Genomic DNA, 17,402 nt, shown 5'->3' on the forward strand with positions numbered 1-17,402 from the left:
AACACATACCGTTTGACCTGCGCCGACGGTGACCAGTCCCACAGGGTGAACGGGTCATGATCGCTTGCCGGGGCCGCACGCGGTCGATTACTGTTGAGTAATAAGTCAGGACGAAGGTGTTCCTACTTTCGGCCCGACGTCTGTCGCTGGGGGCCGAATCGACGCTGTCCGCATCCATTGCCGCATGCCGGATGAATTGTGCGACAACAAGGTTCGACTGAACAGCAGGAGAGTGCGATGGCCACTTACATCGTGACGGGCGGGACCGGTTTCCTGGGCAGGCGGGTTGTGCAAGACCTGCTGGACAACGACGCCGAGGCGATCGTCCACGTGTTGGTGCGTGAGACGTCACTGGGCAAGTTCACCGACATCGCGGCGGGCTGGCGCGGCGCCGAGCGGGTCTACGCGCTGATCGGTGATCTCACCGCCGAAGGGCTCGGTTTGGCGTGCGAAGCGCCACGGGCCGACCACATCGTTCATCTGGGCGCGGTCTACGACATGACGGCCGACGAGGACACCGCGCACGCGGCGAACGTCACCGGCACGCGCTCGGTGCTGGCCCTGGCTCGCGAGCTGGGCGCGGTGCTGCACCACGTGTCTTCTGTGGCGGTGGCGGGCGACCACAAGGGCAAGTTCTTCGAGGAGGACTTCGACCTCGGACAGCAGCTGACCTCGCCGTATCACCGCACCAAGTTCGCCGCCGAGAAACTCGTCCGCCAGGCGCGCGGCGTGCGCTGGCGGGTCTATCGGCCCGCGATCGTCGTGGGCGATTCCCGCACCGGCGAGATGGACAAGATCGACGGCCCCTACTACTTCTTCGGCGCGATCGCGCGGCTGGCCACGCTGCCGTCCGATCTGCCGTTGCCGCTGCCCGATCTCGGCGCCACGAATATCGTTCCGGTCGACTACGTCTCGGCCGCCATGAGCGAACTGATCCGTCGCCCCGGCCTGGACGGACGCACCTTCCACCTGGTCAACCCCGAGCCGCAGCCCTTCGGGGAGGTGTATCGCGCGCTCGCCGCCGCGGCGGGCGCCCCGACCGGCGTGGGAACGGTGCCGGGCAGCGGTTTGGCGCTCAGCGGCCTCGCGCACATCCCCGGCGTCACCACCGTGCGCGATTTCCTGCTCGAGCAGGTGGGCATCCCGGCCGAAGTCGCTCCGCACACCTCGTTCTCCGCGGAGTTCATCAGCGATTCGACCCGCGCCCAGCTGCGCGGCTCCGGTCTGACCGTCCCGTCGTTCGACAGCTACGCCGAGCGGTTGTGGCAGTACTGGCGCGACCACCTCGACCCGCAGCGCGGCCGCGTGTCGGTCACCGGTGACCCGCTCGCCGGGCGGGTCGTGCTCATCACCGGAGCGTCCTCCGGTATCGGACTGGCCACCGCGCACGCCGTCGCCCGGCGCGGCGCAACGGTCCTCATGGTCGCCCGCGGTCACGACGACCTGGCGGCCGCCGCCGAGGCGGTGCGCGCGGAGGGCGGTGTCGCGCACACCTACCCGTGTGACATCACCGACTCCGAAGCGGTCGAGAAGCTCGTGCAGTGCGTCCTCGACGACCACGGCCACGTCGACTACCTGGTGAACAACGCGGGCCGTTCGATCCGCCGCTCCGTGCTCAACTCCACCGACCGGATGCACGATTTCGAGCGCACCATGGCGGTGAACTACTTCGGCGCCGTGCGGCTCATCCTGGGACTGCTGCCGTCGATGCGAGCGCGCCGCTTCGGGCACGTGGTCAACATCTCCTCGATCGCGGTGCAGACCAAGGTGCCCCGGTTCGCCGCCTACGTGGCGAGCAAGTCGGCGCTGGACAACTTCAGCGACATCGCGGCGGTGGAGAACCGGGATGCCGGTATCACGTTCACCTCGGTGCGGATGCCGCTGGTGCGGACCCCGATGATCGCCCCGACCGACCTGTACCGCTCGCTTCCGGTGCCGGATCCGGATCAGGCCGCGGCGATCGTGGTGCGCGCGCTGGAGGACCGGCCGCATCGCATCGACACGCCCGTCGGCACCTTCGCCCAGGCGGTCGAGTTGCTGATGCCGTCGGTGAAGCGTCAGATCATGCACCAGGGCTTCCGGCTGTTCGGGGAGTCCCGCGCGGCGCGGGGCGGCTCGGACCGCCGTCCGGCCGATCCGTCGCCCGCTGCCGAAGCGCCCGGCGGCGCGCTGTCCGCGCTGGCGCCGGTGATCATGCCGCTCATGGCGCTGCCCTCCCCCGCGGCGCGCGTCGCGCGCGTGGTTCCGGGCTTGCAGTGGTGACTGTGCAGGACTGAGGGGTGGGACCGACCTCGGGTCGGTCCCACCCCGCGGATTTCCCGTCTCGGGATGTCACATCCGGTCTACCGCGAACTCCACGGCGGGCCACATGGCCCACCGGTAGTCCGTGTGCGCGGCCGGACGGATGCCGCCTTCACACACCGGATCACCGCTCGCGCAGTAGTTTCCGGTCCGCCCGGCGTATCGGTCCGGCACGTTCCAGCCGATCAGCCGGATCGGGTCGCCGAACAGCAGCACCGCCGCCACCCGGGATTCCAGATCTCCGGGCAGGGAGTAGATGCCACCGAGCACGGTGACGATGCCGGTGCCGAGCACCCCGTGGGTGACGACGGCTCCTTGCGAGAAGCCGACCAGGATGAACCGCTGGTCCGGGCAGTTCGCCGCTTGCCACATCAGGTGCGCGGTCATGTCCTGCGTGCCGCGGCTGATCGAGGACGGATCGAGCAGGTCGGCGGGGTAGTCCACCCGATAGGCCTGCGAATCGACCGGAAGTGCTTGCCACAGTGCGTCGTACAGCGGATCGCCCACCACCGAACCCAGATACCCGGGTTCATGGGTGCCTCTGGCGACGACGACGTCGACCGCCACACAGGACGCGGCCCATGCGTGCATTCCCGTCGCAGCCCCGAAACCCGCGACGATCAGTAGCACGGCGAATGCCCTTACTACACGCCACTTCTCGAACTGGATTACCTTCCGGTTGGCCATCGTACTCACCTACTCACGCCGTTGTGAGACAGCCGATCGACACTTGTCAGTGACAATTACTCGGCTATATCCGCGAAGGTAAGAACGGCTCAGGAGGCCGTCAAGGAACTCCATCCGACCGATACGGAGTCAGCGCCGAATCGTGTTCTACGGCAGGAGAACCGCCGCACCGGCAAATCGTCCGTGCGCGAGATCGGCCAGCGCCCGATCGGCCATGTCCAGGGAATACCCGTGCGTGGTCAGATGTATCCGGTGTTCGCCGGCGAAAGCCAGGAATTCGCGGGCATCCGCGCGGGTGTTCGCGGTCACCGAGCGAATCTCTCGTTCCTGGAACAGATGCCGCTGGTAGTTCAAGGCGGGAATGTCGCTGAGATGAATACCGGCGACGGCAAGGATCCCGCCGCGATCGAGCGCCGCCAGCGCGGGCGGCACCAGCTCACCGACGGGGGCGAACAGGATCGCCGAATCCAGCAGCACCGGAGGCGGATCCGCCGCGCCCTGCACCGAGGCGGCGCCCAGCGCGGCGGCGAGCTCCCGCGCCGCCGGATCCCGCGTCATCACGTGCACCTCCGCTCCGCGCGCGGCGGCTACCTGAGCGGCGATGTGGGCGCTGCCGCCGAAACCGTAGATCCCCAGCCGCCCGCCCTGCGGCACGGCGGCCCGCAGCAGCGCCCGGTACCCGATGATGCCGGCGCACAACAGCGGGGCGGTATCGGCATCGGAGTAGCCCGGGGGCAGGCGCAGCGCGTAAGTCGAGGGCACACAGGCGAATTCGGCGTAGCCGCCGTCGGCGTCCCAGCCGGTGTAGGCCGAGTGCGGACAGAGGTTCTCCGCCCCGCGCAGGCAGAACTTGCACTCGCCGCACGTGTGCCGCAGCCAGGCGATGCCCACCCGGTCCCCCACCGCGAAACCCTCCGCGGCCCTGCCGACCGCGACGACCTCGCCGACGACCTCGTGCCCCGGCACCACCCCCGCGCGGTGCACCGGAAGGTCGCCTTCGGCCACGTGCAAGTCGGTCCGGCACACGCCGCAGGCCAGCACACGCACCAGCAGTTCGCCGGGACCGGGTTCGGGGACGGGTGTTCGCTCCGCGTCCAACGGTCCGCTCTCGATCGGACCCGGCCTGCGCACCCGCCAGCAACGCATCGCGGACGTTCCGCTGCGAACCTCGCTCATCGGATCACCTCGCACCGATCGGATCGACACGGATGGGCACCCCGACCGCGGCGGTCGGGCCGGAATCACCCTACTCGGCGAATACGGCCACGCGGTCCGGCGAATTCTGATACGTTTCTGTATCGAGTACATTCCTGTATCCAACGCCTCGACCGAGGAGGTGCCCGATGACGTCCGATGCCGCGCAGGCCGCGCCCGCCCGGGTCACCCGCCGCCGCGCCGAAACCAGGAACCGGCTGCTGACCGCCGCCTACGAGGCGTTCGCCGAGGAGGGTTTCGGCCGCGCCACCGTGGAGCGGGTCTGCGAGCGCGCCGGATTCACCCGCGGGGCGTTCTACTCGAACTTCAGCTCGCTGGACGAGCTCTTCCTGGCCATGTGGGAGCAGCGCTCCACGGCGATGCTCACCGAGGCGAGCGCCATCCTGGACGAGATCGCGGCCGAGGGCACCGATGACGTACGCGCCGCCGTCCAGCGACTGGAACGGGCGGTCCCGGTCGACGAGGGCTGGTACCGGATCACCGCCGAATTCACCGCGCACGCCCTGCGCACCCCCGCGCTGCGCCGGGTGATGGCCGCTCGTGAGGAGGCCATCGTCGCGGCGCTCATGCCCACGATCGTCGCGGCGCTCGCCCGCGGCGGCCGCACCGTGCCCGATCCGGAGGCGTTCGGGCAAGCGCTCATCGCCGTCCACGACGGCACCAGCGTGCAGGTACTGATGGAGCCGGACAGCCGCGCCGTGCGCGAGCGCCGCACCGAACTCTTCCACCACGTCGTGCTGGCCTACAGCACCGCAACCGAAGGATGAACATGTCCCACAGCAGCCCCGAGGCGGACGTCCTCGTCGTCGGCGCCGGGCTGGCCGGCCTGGTCGCCACGCACGAACTGGTCAAGGCCGGTCGCACGGTGCACGTGCTCGATCAGGAGAACCGCAACAACCTCGGCGGCCAGGCGTTCTGGTCGCTGGGCGGGCTCTTCTTCGTCGACAGCCCGGAGCAGCGGCGTCTCGGCATCGAGGACTCCTACGATCTTGCTCTGCAGGACTGGCTCGGCTCGGCCGGGTTCGACCGCGACGACGAGGACAAATGGGCCAGGCAGTGGGCGCAGGCGTACGTGCGGTTCGCGGCCACCGAGAAGCGGGACTACCTGCGCGACCTCGGCCTGCGCGTGACGCCGCTGGTCGGCTGGGCCGAACGCGGCGGCGCCACCGCTGACGGGCACGGCAACTCGGTGCCGCGCTTCCACCTCACCTGGGGCACCGGCCCCGAGGTGGTCCGGGTCTTCGCCGAGCCCGTGCTCGAAGGCGAGCGGCGCGGGCTGGTCCGCTTCGGCTTCCGTCACCGGGTGGACGAATTGATCGTGGAGGACGGCGCGGTGGTCGGTGTGCGTGGCGCCGTGCTCGAGGACACCGATCTGGAGCGCGGTCGCGCCTCGTCCCGCACCGAAGTCGGCGGGTTCGAACTGCGCGCCAAGGCCGTGATCGTGGCTTCCGGCGGGATCGGCCACAACCACGAGCTGATCCGGCGCAACTGGCCCACCGAACGACTGGGCCCGTGCCCGGAGACCATGATCTCCGGCGTGCCCGCGCACGTCGACGGCCGAATGCTGGCCATCACCGAGACCGCGGGCGGCGCCATCGTCAACCGCGACCGCATGTGGCACTACACCGAGGGCATCGTCAACTGGGACCCGATCTGGCCCGACCACGCCATCCGGATCATTCCGGGGCCGTCCTCGCTGTGGTTCGACGCCAACGGAAAGCGGCTGCCCGCACCGTGTTTCCCCGGATTCGATACGAACACGACGATGAAGGAGATCCTGAAGACCGGCTACGACTACTCCTGGTTCGTGCTCACCCAGTCGATCATCGAGAAGGAGTTCGCGCTGTCGGGCTCCGAGCAGAACCCGGACATCACCGGCAAGGACCTCAAACTCACTTTGAAGAGCCGCGTGGCCAAGGGCGCGCCGGGCCCGGTCGAGGCGTTCAAGCAGCACGGCGTCGATTTCGTCGTCGCGGACACGCTGCGCGAGCTGGTCGAGGGCATGAACAAGATCGCGCGCGGCCCCCAGTTGGATTACGACGACCTGGAACGCCAGATCGTCGCGCGCGACCGGGAACTGGCGAACAAGTACGGCAAGGACAGCCAGCTGATGGCGATCGCCAACGCGCGCCGATACTTTGGCGACAAGGCGGGCCGGGTCGCCAAACCCCACCGGATCCTCGATCCCGCCGCGGGCCCGCTGATCGCCGTCCGGCTCAACATCCTCACCCGGAAGACCTTGGGCGGTCTGCAGACCGACCTGAGTTCCCAGGTGATCAGGCCGGACGGCACGGCGTTCCCGGGTCTGTACGCCGCGGGTGAGGTCGCCGGATTCGGCGGCGGCGGTGTGCACGGCTACAACGCGCTCGAGGGCACCTTCCTCGGCGGGTGCATCTTCTCCGGCCGGGCCGCTGGGCGTGCGCTGGCCGCGAGGCTCACCTGAGCGCTACCGTCGACAGCCGGACGCGACCGTGACGGGCCCTGTCGCGGTTGCCAGCGACGGCGACGACGTGAACGACGGCGCGCCGGAATAGAGCCGGGTGCCCGCCGAGTATCGCCCCGGTTCCACCCGCACATCGGTGATCTCGGCCTCGTTGCCGAAGACGTCCGTCACGCGCGCGGTGAACGGGCCCAGCCCGGCGCCGGAAAGGGTCCAGTAGTTGTCGGCCCGTCGGCTGAGCTGTCGCCACGGCCCACCCTCCCCCGGACGAACAGCCGCCTCGCGCAATGGGTTTCCGGTGCCGCCGAACAGGATGCCGAACCAGGACGCGGACGAATCCGGCTTCACCTCGTAGGTCAGCTCCTGCGCCGGTTGCGGATCGCGGACCAGACGGTAGCCGACCCGCGCCACTCCGTCGCGGGGATCGGCGATCCGCTCGAACGCCGCCGCGCTGAGATCCAATTGTCCCGGAGCGCATGCCGGGCAGTGGTCGACCACCAGCGCGCGGACCGACCCCCGTGGGCCCGCGATGTCCAGCAATGCCCCGCAGAGATCGGCGCGCCCGTAGTCGCGGGTCGAAAGCCCGGCATAGTAGCCGTCCGGCGGCAGCTCGCGGAAGGAACACGATGTCCGCGTGCCGAAGACGTAGTAGCGCACCTCGGCGGACATGTCCGGCCCGATCGGCGCGAAAGTCACGGCGGACACGGGAAATCGGGACGGCGAGGACACCTCGTCGAGCGGATGCGCCGCGGCGCAGGTCGGCGCCGACGGCCGCACCAGCCAGACGACCACCGCGACGGTGGCCAGCGCGCCCGCCGCAAACCATAGCCATTCGGAACGGAATGGCCGCTCTTGGATCGGTACCCGGTGCATCGCTTCCCCGACTCCGGCTCGGCTCCTCGCGGACTGTCCATCCTGACTTCACCAGGAAAGCAGCCCGGCCGCTCGCGCGCACAGCGAACGAAAATTCTTCACAGTGAAAGAGCACCCTTTCGTGGCGAACTCGCAACCTGGCAAGCGCTCTACAACGCATCTAACGCCTCATACCAACGGCTGCGTCTACTCACCCCGCGGCCGGTCGGTGAGAGGTGGCTGTCGTGAACAAGATCTTGCCGCCCATCGTGCCCAGCGGCGGCCCGCTTGCTGCAGCTCCTGCGCTGTCCAACTCTCGGAACGATCGTCCGCTGACCACGTTGTATCAGCCTCCGTCTCGGCAAGAGCCGCGGTGGCTTTGCAGTGTTCGCCGTGTGGACGCCAGAGGCCGAGTGATCGACAAGGCGCTCCTTCCCGCTCTCGGCTGGCGCCCCGGCATGCGGCTCGGGGGCAGGCTGGAGGGCGAGGTCGTTGTCGTCAGCAGCTTCGGAGATCCTGAACTATGGATCACTGCAGCTGGTGACCTCCGACTTCCAGCCGTGTTCCGGCGCAAGGCCGGGATTCGCGCCTTCGACCGGATCCTTCTCGCGGCAGACCTTAAAGAAGGCGTGCTCTCTATGTTCGGCCCTGCCGCCGTCGATGCGATGATCAGGCGGGAACTGCAAACAGCTCCTCTCTCGGAGGAGGGCCGATGACACCATCAGCATCGAGCGCCGAAGTGCAGACCGCTCAATTACTCCTCGAACGATTGGGAGTAAGTCTCGAGGATCTCACGTCCGGTCAGTCGAAGCGAGCGGTACCAACCTTTGCCGAGTATGTGCCCGTCGTCTATGCGGCCATGCCACCCGGCGTTACCCGCGAAAACTACAAGTGCTATTGGAAAAAAGTCGTCGCGGCATGGCCGGATCGCCGACTCGATGAGCCGACCATCACGGAATTCAAGCAACTCATCGGCACATTACAGGCGCAACGCGCAGTCCGGCGCACTGATCGCGGTGGGTACGCCCTTGCGCAGGTGGCGGTCAACGCACTCCGCTGCCTATACCGGCACGCAGTCGATGACAAGTTGATTAGTCCTGCGGACAATCCTGCAATCGCGCTGGTCAAGCCGAAGAGACGCTCCTCAAGTCGTGGAGCCATACCGACCGATCGACTCGCGGAGATCAACCGTGTCGCGGCCGAGTATGGCGATGAACCTGAGTTGACCACACTGATTCTGCGAATGTGCACCGAAACCGCCTGTCGACGGGGCGGCATCCTGGCCTTGAGGAAGCAGGATTTGGATCCGGACCAATGCCTCGTTCGGCTTCGCGAGAAGGGCGACACCGAGCGCTGGCAACCTGTATCACCGACTCTGATGCGGGCGCTACTGGACCACCACGCATCCCGCGCTCACTTGCGGAGCGGGAAAAGCCGGCTAGCAGGAAACGGCAGACCGATCAGCAGGAACGCTGACGAAAGACTGTTCCGCTACAAGAACGGCGCTCCGATCACTGCGACGCGATTCGTCATCATGTGGCGGCAGATCGGCGAGCAGCTGCCGTGGGTGAAGCAGCAAGGAATCACGTGTCACTGGCTGCGTCACACCACGCTGAGATGGGTAGAGCGGAATTTCGGTCATGCTGTCGCCAAGGCTTATGCGGGACACGCCGACAACCACAGTGACGGCGCCACCTCGATCTATACCCGCGCAACCCGCGAAGAGGTGGCTTACGCCCTGTCGGCCTTGACCGGAGAACCGCACCCAGTGGCTCCCCAGGTCGCCACTGCTTACACGGAGGAACTTTCAAGGTGAATATCTCCGCCCGCGATCCGGACCCGACTACCAGCTCAGGGCCCCAGCCGGCCTGGAAAAGGCGACACATGCCATGGCTGCTGCGTCGGCGTAGGCGCCGCGCTGATGCACTGGATCCGAATGAGCTTGCTCGCCGCCTCGCGGCGGCGAAGGCGTGTCTGCCTTCTCTGCAAGATCCGGCGCTTTACGACGCGTACGACGAAAGCGAGCTCGATTCCGAGCAAAAGCTGCACCGCTGGATTCGGGCGCAGGGCCGGCGCGATCGTCAGAGCCAGGTTCGCCGGGAGCGCGCATCAAAGAATCGCTCGCGGCGCACCGCGGAGCGGATTCGCGCCAGTGAACAGCGGGAGCTGCGGTGGCATGCGCGTGCGCGAGCCGAGCGTCGTCGTGCCACCAGCGCGGATGCGTTGGAGGGCACGCTACACCGTCGCGCGACGTGGTCGTCGTTGCGGCTGCGCGCGGTCATCGTCGTCGGGCTGGTGTGGTCGGCGGTGAACGTCGGACGCAACCTCGCCCCCGAAGGCGGACCGACAGGTGCGTCCTGGTGGCTGTTGTGGCTGCTGTCGTTCGGCATCGAGGCGATGATCTCGGTGCCGATCCTGGAAGTGATGGCACAGGCCGCGACCGCCGCACGGCTGGGTGTCACGGTCGACCGCCGCAAGATCCTGCTGTTCGAAGCCTGCCTGTTGACCGCAACAGTCGGCCTCAACAGCGGGCCTCATCTCGCGGCAGGAAACCTCGGCCGCGCCGCCGAGTATGCGGTCGCGCCGGTGATGGTGGTTGTCCTGATGTGGTTGCACGCCTGGCTGGCCCCCCGCTACGCCCAGCTCATCAACACGGTCAGAACAACCGGCACCCCCGACGATACGTCGGACTCCACAGATCGTGCGGACGGCGATCATGGCGCCGACCAGACCATTCGCCCCCTGCATGTGGACGACTACCTTGCGACGGTCACGGCGCACACCACTACACCCCCTGCACATGCGACCGGCCTGGTGGCGTCGACCACCGAACCTTCCGTGGATCCGGTCCGAGCCCCGCCTCACCACCAGGCGCTGCTGCAGCAACAGGTGGAGATGCCGCAATGGGTGCTGATCGATGTGTCAGAGCCTGACCAATGCTGTCGCATCGCACGGGAGTTGGTGCGTGGCAGGTTGACTCAGAAGCCAGAGACGGAGATCGAGGAGCTCCTGCGGCTTGCTGAGCGTGGGGTGAACGCCAACGCAATCGCGACCGAACTGAGTCAGATCACGGGCGTCAAGTGGACCCGCTCGACGGTCGATCGCATCGTGGGTCGCGCCGAGTCGATGGGCTTCGGAATCGGATCCAGGCAGGGGGTGGGGCCCGCGGCCAGCCCCGCTTAAAGCGACGGCCAGGGTGCGCGTGTTAGTCGCACACTACGCCGCGCACCCTCGCGCTCTCGTGAGCCTCAGCTCACTACAACTCCAGATATGACGAAGGCCCCCAGCTGCAACTGAGGGCACTTCTGTAACACAACCCGAAGGTTGCTCATGAAAGGCACCTCCGAGGGTAGCGCACGCCCTGCCACGGCATCAAACGCCCCCGACGGCACAGGGACCATCTCCTACCGGCCACCCGCGCAGCTACCCCGAAGAACCGAAAACCCCGCCTCGCTGACGGCTGACGATGAGGCCGCTGCCGCGCACGAAGCGTTCGCTCGGCTCGCACCATTACTGGCTGCCCGCCGCTCGATGCGGCTGTGGAACCCGAGCCTTGACGGGTACAACGACCGCGCCCGAACACTGACCCGCAAACTGCCCGAACAGCCTGCGGCGGTGCCAATCTATCGGGACGGCCGGACCCGTCTGCTGGTCTTGGATTTCGACAGCGCCCGTGGCGGCACCGTGGCGGTCGAGCGCGATGTCGAGCGTTGCCTGGGATGGGTTCGGGAAGCGGGAGGCCGGGCGATCACCGACTGCTCCACCAGCGGCGGCCGCCACATCCTTATCCCGCTGCCCGTCGGTGACACCCTCGGCCTCGCGCAAGCCGAATCCCTTGTGCGCGCACTGGCCGCGCGGCTGCCCAGCTTGGACATCACACCGATGCTCAACGCCGCCACCGGCTGCATCACTCCACCCGGATCGCGCTGCAAGCAAGGCGGATACCGCCGCCTCGACGACAGCCTCGACGACGCCCTCGAAGCCCTCCGCACCCGATCCGCGCCCGGGTTCGTCGCCCGCATGCGACACCTGGTGGCCGGGACCGCACACGCGGTGAGCACCGCGCGCGGGTCATGCGCGATCCCGTGCGTGCCGCGCGCGGCCGCCGACATCACGCGCGAAGTGCAGTTGTGGGAAGGAGAGGGTGAGCGCGCGCGGCTGCGCGCGCAATACCGCCGCCGCAGCCCGCTCTCCCCCACCATCCAAGACTTCGCGCGCGACGGCGCCGCCCCCACCGACGGCCGGTGGACGACGCGCGCGGGCCGTTTGGATCGCTCCGCGGCACGCCAATCCGTGCTCGCCGCCGCGGTCGTGCGCGGCTACTCCTACCTCGACGTGCGCGCGCAACTGCCTGTCGCTGGTGGCAGTTGGCGCGGGTTCGCCGACGCCTACCGTCGCTACGGTCGCGGCGCCGACGCCGCGATGCGCCGCGACTGGCTCTCCGCCTGCCGGTGGGCCCAGCTCACCGTCCCCGAATTCCTGCCCGTCGCGCACAAGCAAAAAGACACAGGGGGTGTACCCCGGCTCCGGTCGGCGGCGCGTCTGCAGCAGCGGTGGCTGGCGACCGCGACGGTGTGGGTGCACGCGCAGTGGCCGCGGTCCCCGCGGCGGTGGACGGTGCTTGCGGTGCTGCAAGCCTTGGCATGGGCTTCCGCAGTCGGAGGGCAGGTCGCGCGCGGTGTGCCCGTCGTCGAGTTCGGTGGCAGGTCACTAGCACTGGCAGCTGGCGACCTACCCGAATCCACCGTGTGGGGCGTCCTGAGGGAACTACGCGACATGCCCGGCGCACCGATCCTGCGCACCCGCACCGGCCGCGGACTCGCTGCCGACCGCTACGCCCTGGTCACCCCGCACCACAGCGACCAACCTATCCGCCCGAGCCCGACGCAACTGAGTCGCGCGTGGGTCGAACCCGTGCATCCCGCCTGGAGCGTCCTGGGGCTGCACTGTCGCCGCATCCACGAACTCGTCACCCACGACGGGCTCACCACCCCGGCCGATGTCTTCGCCGCGGCATCGGTCAGTCCCAGCGCGGGATACAACGCACTGGCTGTCCTCACCACCGCCGGACTCATCAACCACACCCACGACCACCTGCAACCTGGACCAACCAGTCTCGACGACATCGCCCACGCGCACGGCCTTCGCCAGCAGCGCATCCGACGCCTAGCTTGTCACCGACGCGACCGCACGGCATGGAAGCAGTGGCTCACCCGACACGACAGACGCACCGGTAGGCATGTAGCGCACACCACCGCCTCCACACCGATGAATCCCATTCGCACGCCAGTTGTGCAACACCGCAATCAGGGAAGTGGAAAACAACTCAACTCGAGCGGGGGTACCGCCCTGGCATCCCGCAGTCCCCGGCCAGCCGATGTCGTTGTGATCGACTCGGCGACGCCGGTGCTATCCCCCGCGACGAAGGTTGCCCCCGCCGCCCCGAGACCGACCGCGCACAGTACGCCCCCTGTGACTGTCTCCGAGAATCACAGGGATTGCGCATCACTCGAGTCGTCCGGCCCTCGCGCGCCCACCTGGACCGGCACGGTCCGCGAACGCGCGCGCGTGCACTCACGCGCGAGCTACCTGCGCGCAGCAGCCGAAATCTACGTGGAGACCTCCGCTACGCCGATCGCGGGTGGGCGTTGGCTGATCGCGACGGACTCGACCGTCATCTACGAGCGCCCCACCGGTGTGCAAGTAGCTTCCACCGTTCCCGCATCGCTGCTTCGGCGTTCACCATCTTGGACGCACGTGTCCGGGCAATCCGAGCCGGTGAGCCGATGAAGTGACGCGACGCCCTTTCCCTACCTGTATTGGTGGGCGAACCCGAACGCCCGGCCGCAGTCGGTGCGGGAACTGATCAAATTGGTCCGGACCTACCCGAAGCTGTTGGCGGGCATCGGAATCAGGGACGGTCTGTGCCTGCTGATCGGGGGCCTCGTCAACAACGCCACCGAGAACTTCCCTGCCTCGATCGCCGGGGCAGTTGTCATGGCGGCCTGCGCCGGGTTGCTGCGGTGGCAGGTGGCGCGACACTGCTGCCGAAAGTCGCGGCGCGCGCCGACGCTCAGCATGCAGCGTACTTGCGGGGTGAGAACTTCGGGGTCTACGGTACGAACGATCTGCCGGAGCTGTAGAGACTGCGACGAGCGTGTGCAGCTTCCCGGCCCAGCGGGCGGCCCAACTCGCAGCGCCGGCAATTAGGGCCGCTTCAGCCGCTCAATCCACGAACTGCCAGTGACCTGTCCCCGATGAGTGAGACCACTTGATCTGGCCCCCGCTCAGGGGTCTGCGGTTACGAGAGTTGAGGCAGACTGACCCGCAAAAGGTCACGATGCCGAAGTCCTTTCCGCTGGCGATGCGACGGCAGGTGTGCGCTCGGCTGCGTGCCGGCGAGCCCGTCGCCGAGACAGGGTTCTCGCCTGCCATGTTGTTCCGGTGGAAGGCGCAGGTCCTCGTTGATGCAGGAATCCGCGAGGGCATTCCGAGCCGCGGAAACGGTGAGCATGTCTTGCCGCACTTGCTCTGCCGCGCCAGCGCAAACAGCGTCGGTTTGCCCTATTCGCAGGCGATGCCGTCCTTATCGCGGTCCAGCTCTGCTCTGTAGCCGGGTTCTCCCCGCCGTAGCGGCGCGGCGCCCGCGGCCCTGGCGGCGGCGCAGTTGGAGTAGTAGACGCTGGGAGCTGCCGGTCGCGGTGGCACCGGCACGGCCGCCGCCGGAGGTGTCGGTACCACTGCCGCGGGCGGGGCAGGCGCGACCGCAGCTGGCGGCGAGGTGGGGGCGATGGTCGTTTCCGGTGTGGTCGGCGGCAGTGGTGCGGCAGTGGTTGTCGGCGGCAGGAGTGTCGTGTGGCCAGCGGATACGACTGATGTCGTGACCGGTGTTGTGGTGGTTGGTGTTGACGCGGATTCGGCACCGCAAGCGGCGGCCGCGAGCGTCACTGCCGCGCACGAAAGGAGAGCGGCAGCGTGTCGCCGTGGTGATGTCATGGTCACTTTCCGAGGTAGGGGTGTACGTCCGAGCACAGGTGCACGCCGCCGCGTCGACGGAAAGGGTGACGTGCAGCCATGACGCACCGCCATGGCATTGCACCTTGCGTTGTCGGCTGTGGTTCCGTCCCGCAGATTCTGCGTGGTGTGCAGCTCGGGAACTGCCAGCCTTATCGGAATCGGCCCGGGTTGTGTTTCGGGTATCCAACGCCGTTGGTTTGGCCCTGTGCTTCGCCTCGGCCCGATCGTCGGGGTCCTTGCCGGTTGGACCGTATCCCTTCTTTCGACTCGTGTTGCCTCTGAGCCCATCCAGCAGTCTCGACGGTGAGACTCCGCACATCTGGCACCTCGGAAGTCGCTGCGCTGGATAGGGGTTCGCCCTCACTTCGCGCGGAGCTGGGCGCGGACGGTCAGTGTCCGCCTCTGTCGGTGATGTCGGGCCAATCCAGCGTCGGCTGAGCCCCCGCGATGCTTCGGGCACCGTCAGAACGCGGGCATCCACCTGTTCGCTCGGCGACAGCCGAAGCAGGCTGCCCGGAAACCCGGTCTGGGCTGTCAACTGACATCAAGCGCCCGGGTACGCCTGTCGTCGCCCTCGGGGTCATCACGACCAGGAACAGACGCGAATTGGTCACGGCATCCCCGGCGGCAGCGGCTACCTGTGAGGTTCCGGCTTGCTTGGATTCCAGTAGTCGTCGCAACGGTTCGAACTACGAAGCGTTCAGTAAAGCATTGAGTCTTTCGGTGGGTGTTTGCCAGGCGAGGCATTTGCGGGGTCGGTTGTTGAGTTTGTCGGCGACTGCTTGCAGCGCTGCGGGTGTGTGAACTCGGAGGTCGCTGCCGCGTGGGAAGTATTGGCGCAGCCTGTTCGTGTTCTCGTTGCTGCCGCGTTGCCATGGCGAGCCCGGTTCGCAGAAGTAGACGGCCATGTCGGTGGCGTTGCTGAAGGCGCGATGTTCGGCCATCTCACCGCCTTGATCCCAGGTGAGGGTGCCCCGCAGTTGGGCAGGCAGCCCCGAGATGGTGGTGATGAGGCCGTCGCGTAGTGCGTCGGCGCTGCGGTCTGCTCCGAGGTGGACCAGCACGACGAAGCGGCTGGATCGTTCGACCAGGGTCGCGATGGCCGAGCGGTTGGTGGCGCCGATGACGTAGGGGTCGGACCGGGGCGCGGTGTCAGGATTGCTCCTGGTCCGTTTCCCCGGCCCGCCCTCCGCACCGGACGTGCGACTCTCATCGCATCCGGCGCTCCACGGACTGCCACTGCTATGCGGGAACCGTGGTTCCCGCGTTGCCGGACCATGGTGTGGGGATGTTGTTCGCCCGCCACCGGTAGCGGATAACCGCGACGGTGGTGGTGTCGAACATGACGATCCCGTCTGCTGCCGGACGGTTGCCTGGCCTGCCGGTCAGGAAACGCCGGTAGAGCTCCGCCCAGGTGATTCGCTTGTGCCGCTTGAGCAACCATTGGGTTACCCGATGCCAGGCGAACGCATCGAGATACCCGAACGTCGCTTTCGGCACCCCGTGGCGGAAATACGCACACCATCCTCGAAGCACCGGGTTGAGGCGTCCGAGGAGGTCAGTGAGGCCGTGATGACGTGCGTTCTTCGTCAGTGCCCGCACCTTCGCCATGATCGAGGCCAGAGCCTTCTTCGACGAGTAGGTGTAGACACTCATCTTGGCGGTTCCCTTCTTCCGGCGCCGCTGGATGCGGAACCCGAGGAAGTCGAACCCCTCGTCCAGGTGGCATACCCGGGACTTTTCTGCCGACAGGCGTAGCTCCAACGGGGCGATCACCTGCGCGACCTCGTCCCATAACGCTTCCGCGTGCGCTTCGGTGCCGGCCACCATGATCACGAGGTGAGTGGCCGGGAGGAATCGCACCTCCCGGCTCTCGTAGAACCGGACTTGAACCTCTCGGCTCATCCGGCTCCCATTGCCCAATTGTCAGGACGGGCACCGAGTTTCCAGTGCGCGAACAGACGGGGAGACCGCTGGGCGATCTCTGCCAGCCATGCCATCACGCGCCGTTCCCGGCGATACAGTCGTTTGTATTTCCGGCCGGCCCACCGCACCAAATGCCGGTTGAGCCGCCGAAGGAAGTAGAGCAACCTGGAGCGGTAGAAGCGCCCGTAATAGTTGATCCATCCCTGCACCACGCTGTTGAACATGTGCGCAAGGTCGTCGAGGACACGATGCGTGTCTTGTCCGGATGTAACTCCAGACCGACCTGCGCCAGGCGAGCTGCGATCGCGTCTCGCACCCGCGGGGCTTGAGACTCACTGCGGCAGTGCACGACTGCGTCGTCGTAGTAGCGTTCGAACCCGATGTTCGGGAACTCCCGCACCATCCAGGCGTCGAACGCGTAGTGCATGAACAGATTAGCGCGGATTTCCACGCAGGAGGTTGGACACAACCTGGTTTATCGATGTCACGGGCACTCGACCCGGATGGCGAAGACGTATGGGTAGTGGTTGGCCTCGTAAGCGTTGAGACCGGCCGAGGTCAGGATATCGATGATGGTGTTCATCATGAGTTCCTCGACTCTGGCAGCGTGCCGCATGATTGCCGGAGTCTCACCGCCATCGGCGATCTCGGCCAACCTTTGCGCGGCGGCGAAGAGGGCATCGTCATCGGATTCGTTGTGTTCGTCGAGGCCGAGTCGAGCCCGGCTGAGTTCGTCACTGACGCACCATTCCACGAGCACGCCGGGTCCCTCTTCTTCGAATGCCTGCACGAGCGCGCCGCCGTTGCTGAGCTCGCGGACGTCATTGCGCCCGCTCGCGTGCAGACCGGCACGGCGCAGCTCGGCGCAAACCCGTTCCGCAACGCGACACCGTTCGGCGTAGACGTCGTCCGGGACGCAGGGAATGCGCGGAGCCGATCCTTCGGACATCCGGCCAGCATGGTT

14 protein-coding genes and 2 pseudogenes are annotated in these 17,402 nt (G+C 67.3%); 7 read left to right on the plus strand and 9 right to left on the minus strand.

From position 1 onward, the window contains the following. Positions 1-237: 237 nt before the first annotated feature. On the plus strand, positions 238-2,262 hold the full coding sequence (locus ABZW96_RS27495; protein WP_355078512.1) for an SDR family oxidoreductase: 2,025 nt from the start codon (positions 238-240) through the stop codon (positions 2,260-2,262). 69 nt (positions 2,263-2,331) lie between these two features. Here ABZW96_RS27495 and ABZW96_RS27500 read toward each other — a convergent pair whose 3' ends face one another. Together ABZW96_RS27500 and ABZW96_RS27505 are read right to left on the minus strand one after the other, a co-directional pair. After that, on the minus strand, positions 2,332-2,988 hold the full coding sequence (locus ABZW96_RS27500) for a cutinase family protein (protein ID WP_355078513.1): 657 nt from the start codon (positions 2,986-2,988) through the stop codon (positions 2,332-2,334). A 147-nt stretch (positions 2,989-3,135) separates the two neighbouring features. Beyond that, entirely contained in the window at positions 3,136-4,134 is a 999-nt protein-coding gene (locus ABZW96_RS27505) for a zinc-binding alcohol dehydrogenase family protein (protein WP_355078553.1), read from the minus strand. A gap of 197 nt (positions 4,135-4,331) precedes the next feature. On the opposite strand from ABZW96_RS27505, the gene ABZW96_RS27510 reads away from it, so the two are divergent. Next, positions 4,332-4,970: a TetR/AcrR family transcriptional regulator gene (locus ABZW96_RS27510; RefSeq protein ID WP_355078514.1), complete on the plus strand. Its 639-nt coding sequence runs from the start codon at positions 4,332-4,334 to the stop codon at positions 4,968-4,970. Then, on the plus strand, positions 4,967-6,646 hold the full coding sequence (locus ABZW96_RS27515) for an FAD-binding dehydrogenase (RefSeq protein WP_355078515.1): 1,680 nt from the start codon (positions 4,967-4,969) through the stop codon (positions 6,644-6,646). The genes ABZW96_RS27510 and ABZW96_RS27515 overlap by 4 nt, the downstream gene beginning before the upstream one ends. A gap of 3 nt (positions 6,647-6,649) precedes the next feature. On the opposite strand, the gene ABZW96_RS27520 is transcribed toward ABZW96_RS27515, so the two are convergent. Continuing rightward, positions 6,650-7,516: an expansin EXLX1 family cellulose-binding protein gene (locus ABZW96_RS27520; protein ID WP_355078516.1), complete on the minus strand. Its 867-nt coding sequence runs from the start codon at positions 7,514-7,516 to the stop codon at positions 6,650-6,652. A gap of 224 nt (positions 7,517-7,740) precedes the next feature. Between ABZW96_RS27520 and ABZW96_RS27525 the strand changes: the two genes are divergently transcribed. From ABZW96_RS27525 to ABZW96_RS27540, 4 genes are all read left to right on the plus strand, one after another. After that, positions 7,741-8,211 carry a hypothetical protein gene (locus ABZW96_RS27525; protein WP_355078517.1) on the plus strand — a complete coding sequence of 157 codons (471 nt, stop codon included), beginning with the start codon at positions 7,741-7,743 and terminating at the stop codon, positions 8,209-8,211. Next, entirely contained in the window at positions 8,208-9,311 is a 1,104-nt protein-coding gene (locus ABZW96_RS27530) for a site-specific integrase (protein WP_355078518.1), read from the plus strand. The genes ABZW96_RS27525 and ABZW96_RS27530 overlap by 4 nt, the downstream gene beginning before the upstream one ends. A gap of 68 nt (positions 9,312-9,379) precedes the next feature. Then, positions 9,380-10,678: a hypothetical protein gene (locus ABZW96_RS27535; RefSeq protein WP_355078519.1), complete on the plus strand. Its 1,299-nt coding sequence runs from the start codon at positions 9,380-9,382 to the stop codon at positions 10,676-10,678. A 432-nt stretch (positions 10,679-11,110) separates the two neighbouring features. After that, the gene (locus ABZW96_RS27540) at positions 11,111-13,285 is read left to right on the plus strand and encodes a hypothetical protein (RefSeq protein WP_355078520.1); all 2,175 of its coding nucleotides are present in this window, start codon (positions 11,111-11,113) and stop codon (positions 13,283-13,285) included. Positions 13,286-14,059: 774 nt separating this feature from the next. On the opposite strand, the gene ABZW96_RS27545 is transcribed toward ABZW96_RS27540, so the two are convergent. The 6 genes and pseudogenes from ABZW96_RS27545 to ABZW96_RS27570 form a co-directional block, all read right to left on the minus strand. Next, positions 14,060-14,800 (minus strand): excalibur calcium-binding domain-containing protein, encoded by a 741-nt coding sequence (locus ABZW96_RS27545; RefSeq protein ID WP_355078521.1) that lies wholly within the window; start codon positions 14,798-14,800, stop codon positions 14,060-14,062. Between the two features lie 401 nt (positions 14,801-15,201). Then, positions 15,202-15,636, minus strand: a pseudogene (locus ABZW96_RS27550) (IS30 family transposase); the annotation flags it as partial. A gap of 118 nt (positions 15,637-15,754) precedes the next feature. Next, the gene (locus ABZW96_RS27555) at positions 15,755-16,417 is read right to left on the minus strand and encodes a group II intron maturase-specific domain-containing protein (protein ID WP_355078522.1); all 663 of its coding nucleotides are present in this window, start codon (positions 16,415-16,417) and stop codon (positions 15,755-15,757) included. Continuing rightward, positions 16,414-16,662, minus strand: coding sequence for a group II intron maturase-specific domain-containing protein (locus tag ABZW96_RS27560; RefSeq protein WP_355078523.1), 249 nt, complete (start codon positions 16,660-16,662; stop codon positions 16,414-16,416). The genes ABZW96_RS27555 and ABZW96_RS27560 overlap by 4 nt, the downstream gene beginning before the upstream one ends. Positions 16,663-16,739: 77 nt before the next feature. Then, positions 16,740-16,865: pseudogene (locus tag ABZW96_RS27565) on the minus strand (group II intron reverse transcriptase/maturase); the annotation flags it as partial. Between the two features lie 57 nt (positions 16,866-16,922). Then, complete coding sequence (locus tag ABZW96_RS27570) at positions 16,923-17,387, minus strand: hypothetical protein (protein WP_355078524.1); 465 nt, start codon at positions 17,385-17,387, stop codon at positions 16,923-16,925. Positions 17,388-17,402: the final 15 nt, after the last annotated feature.

This window comes from Nocardia sp. NPDC004168, from assembly GCF_040610355.1.
Classification (GTDB): Bacteria; Actinomycetota; Actinomycetes; order Mycobacteriales; family Mycobacteriaceae; genus Nocardia; species Nocardia sichangensis.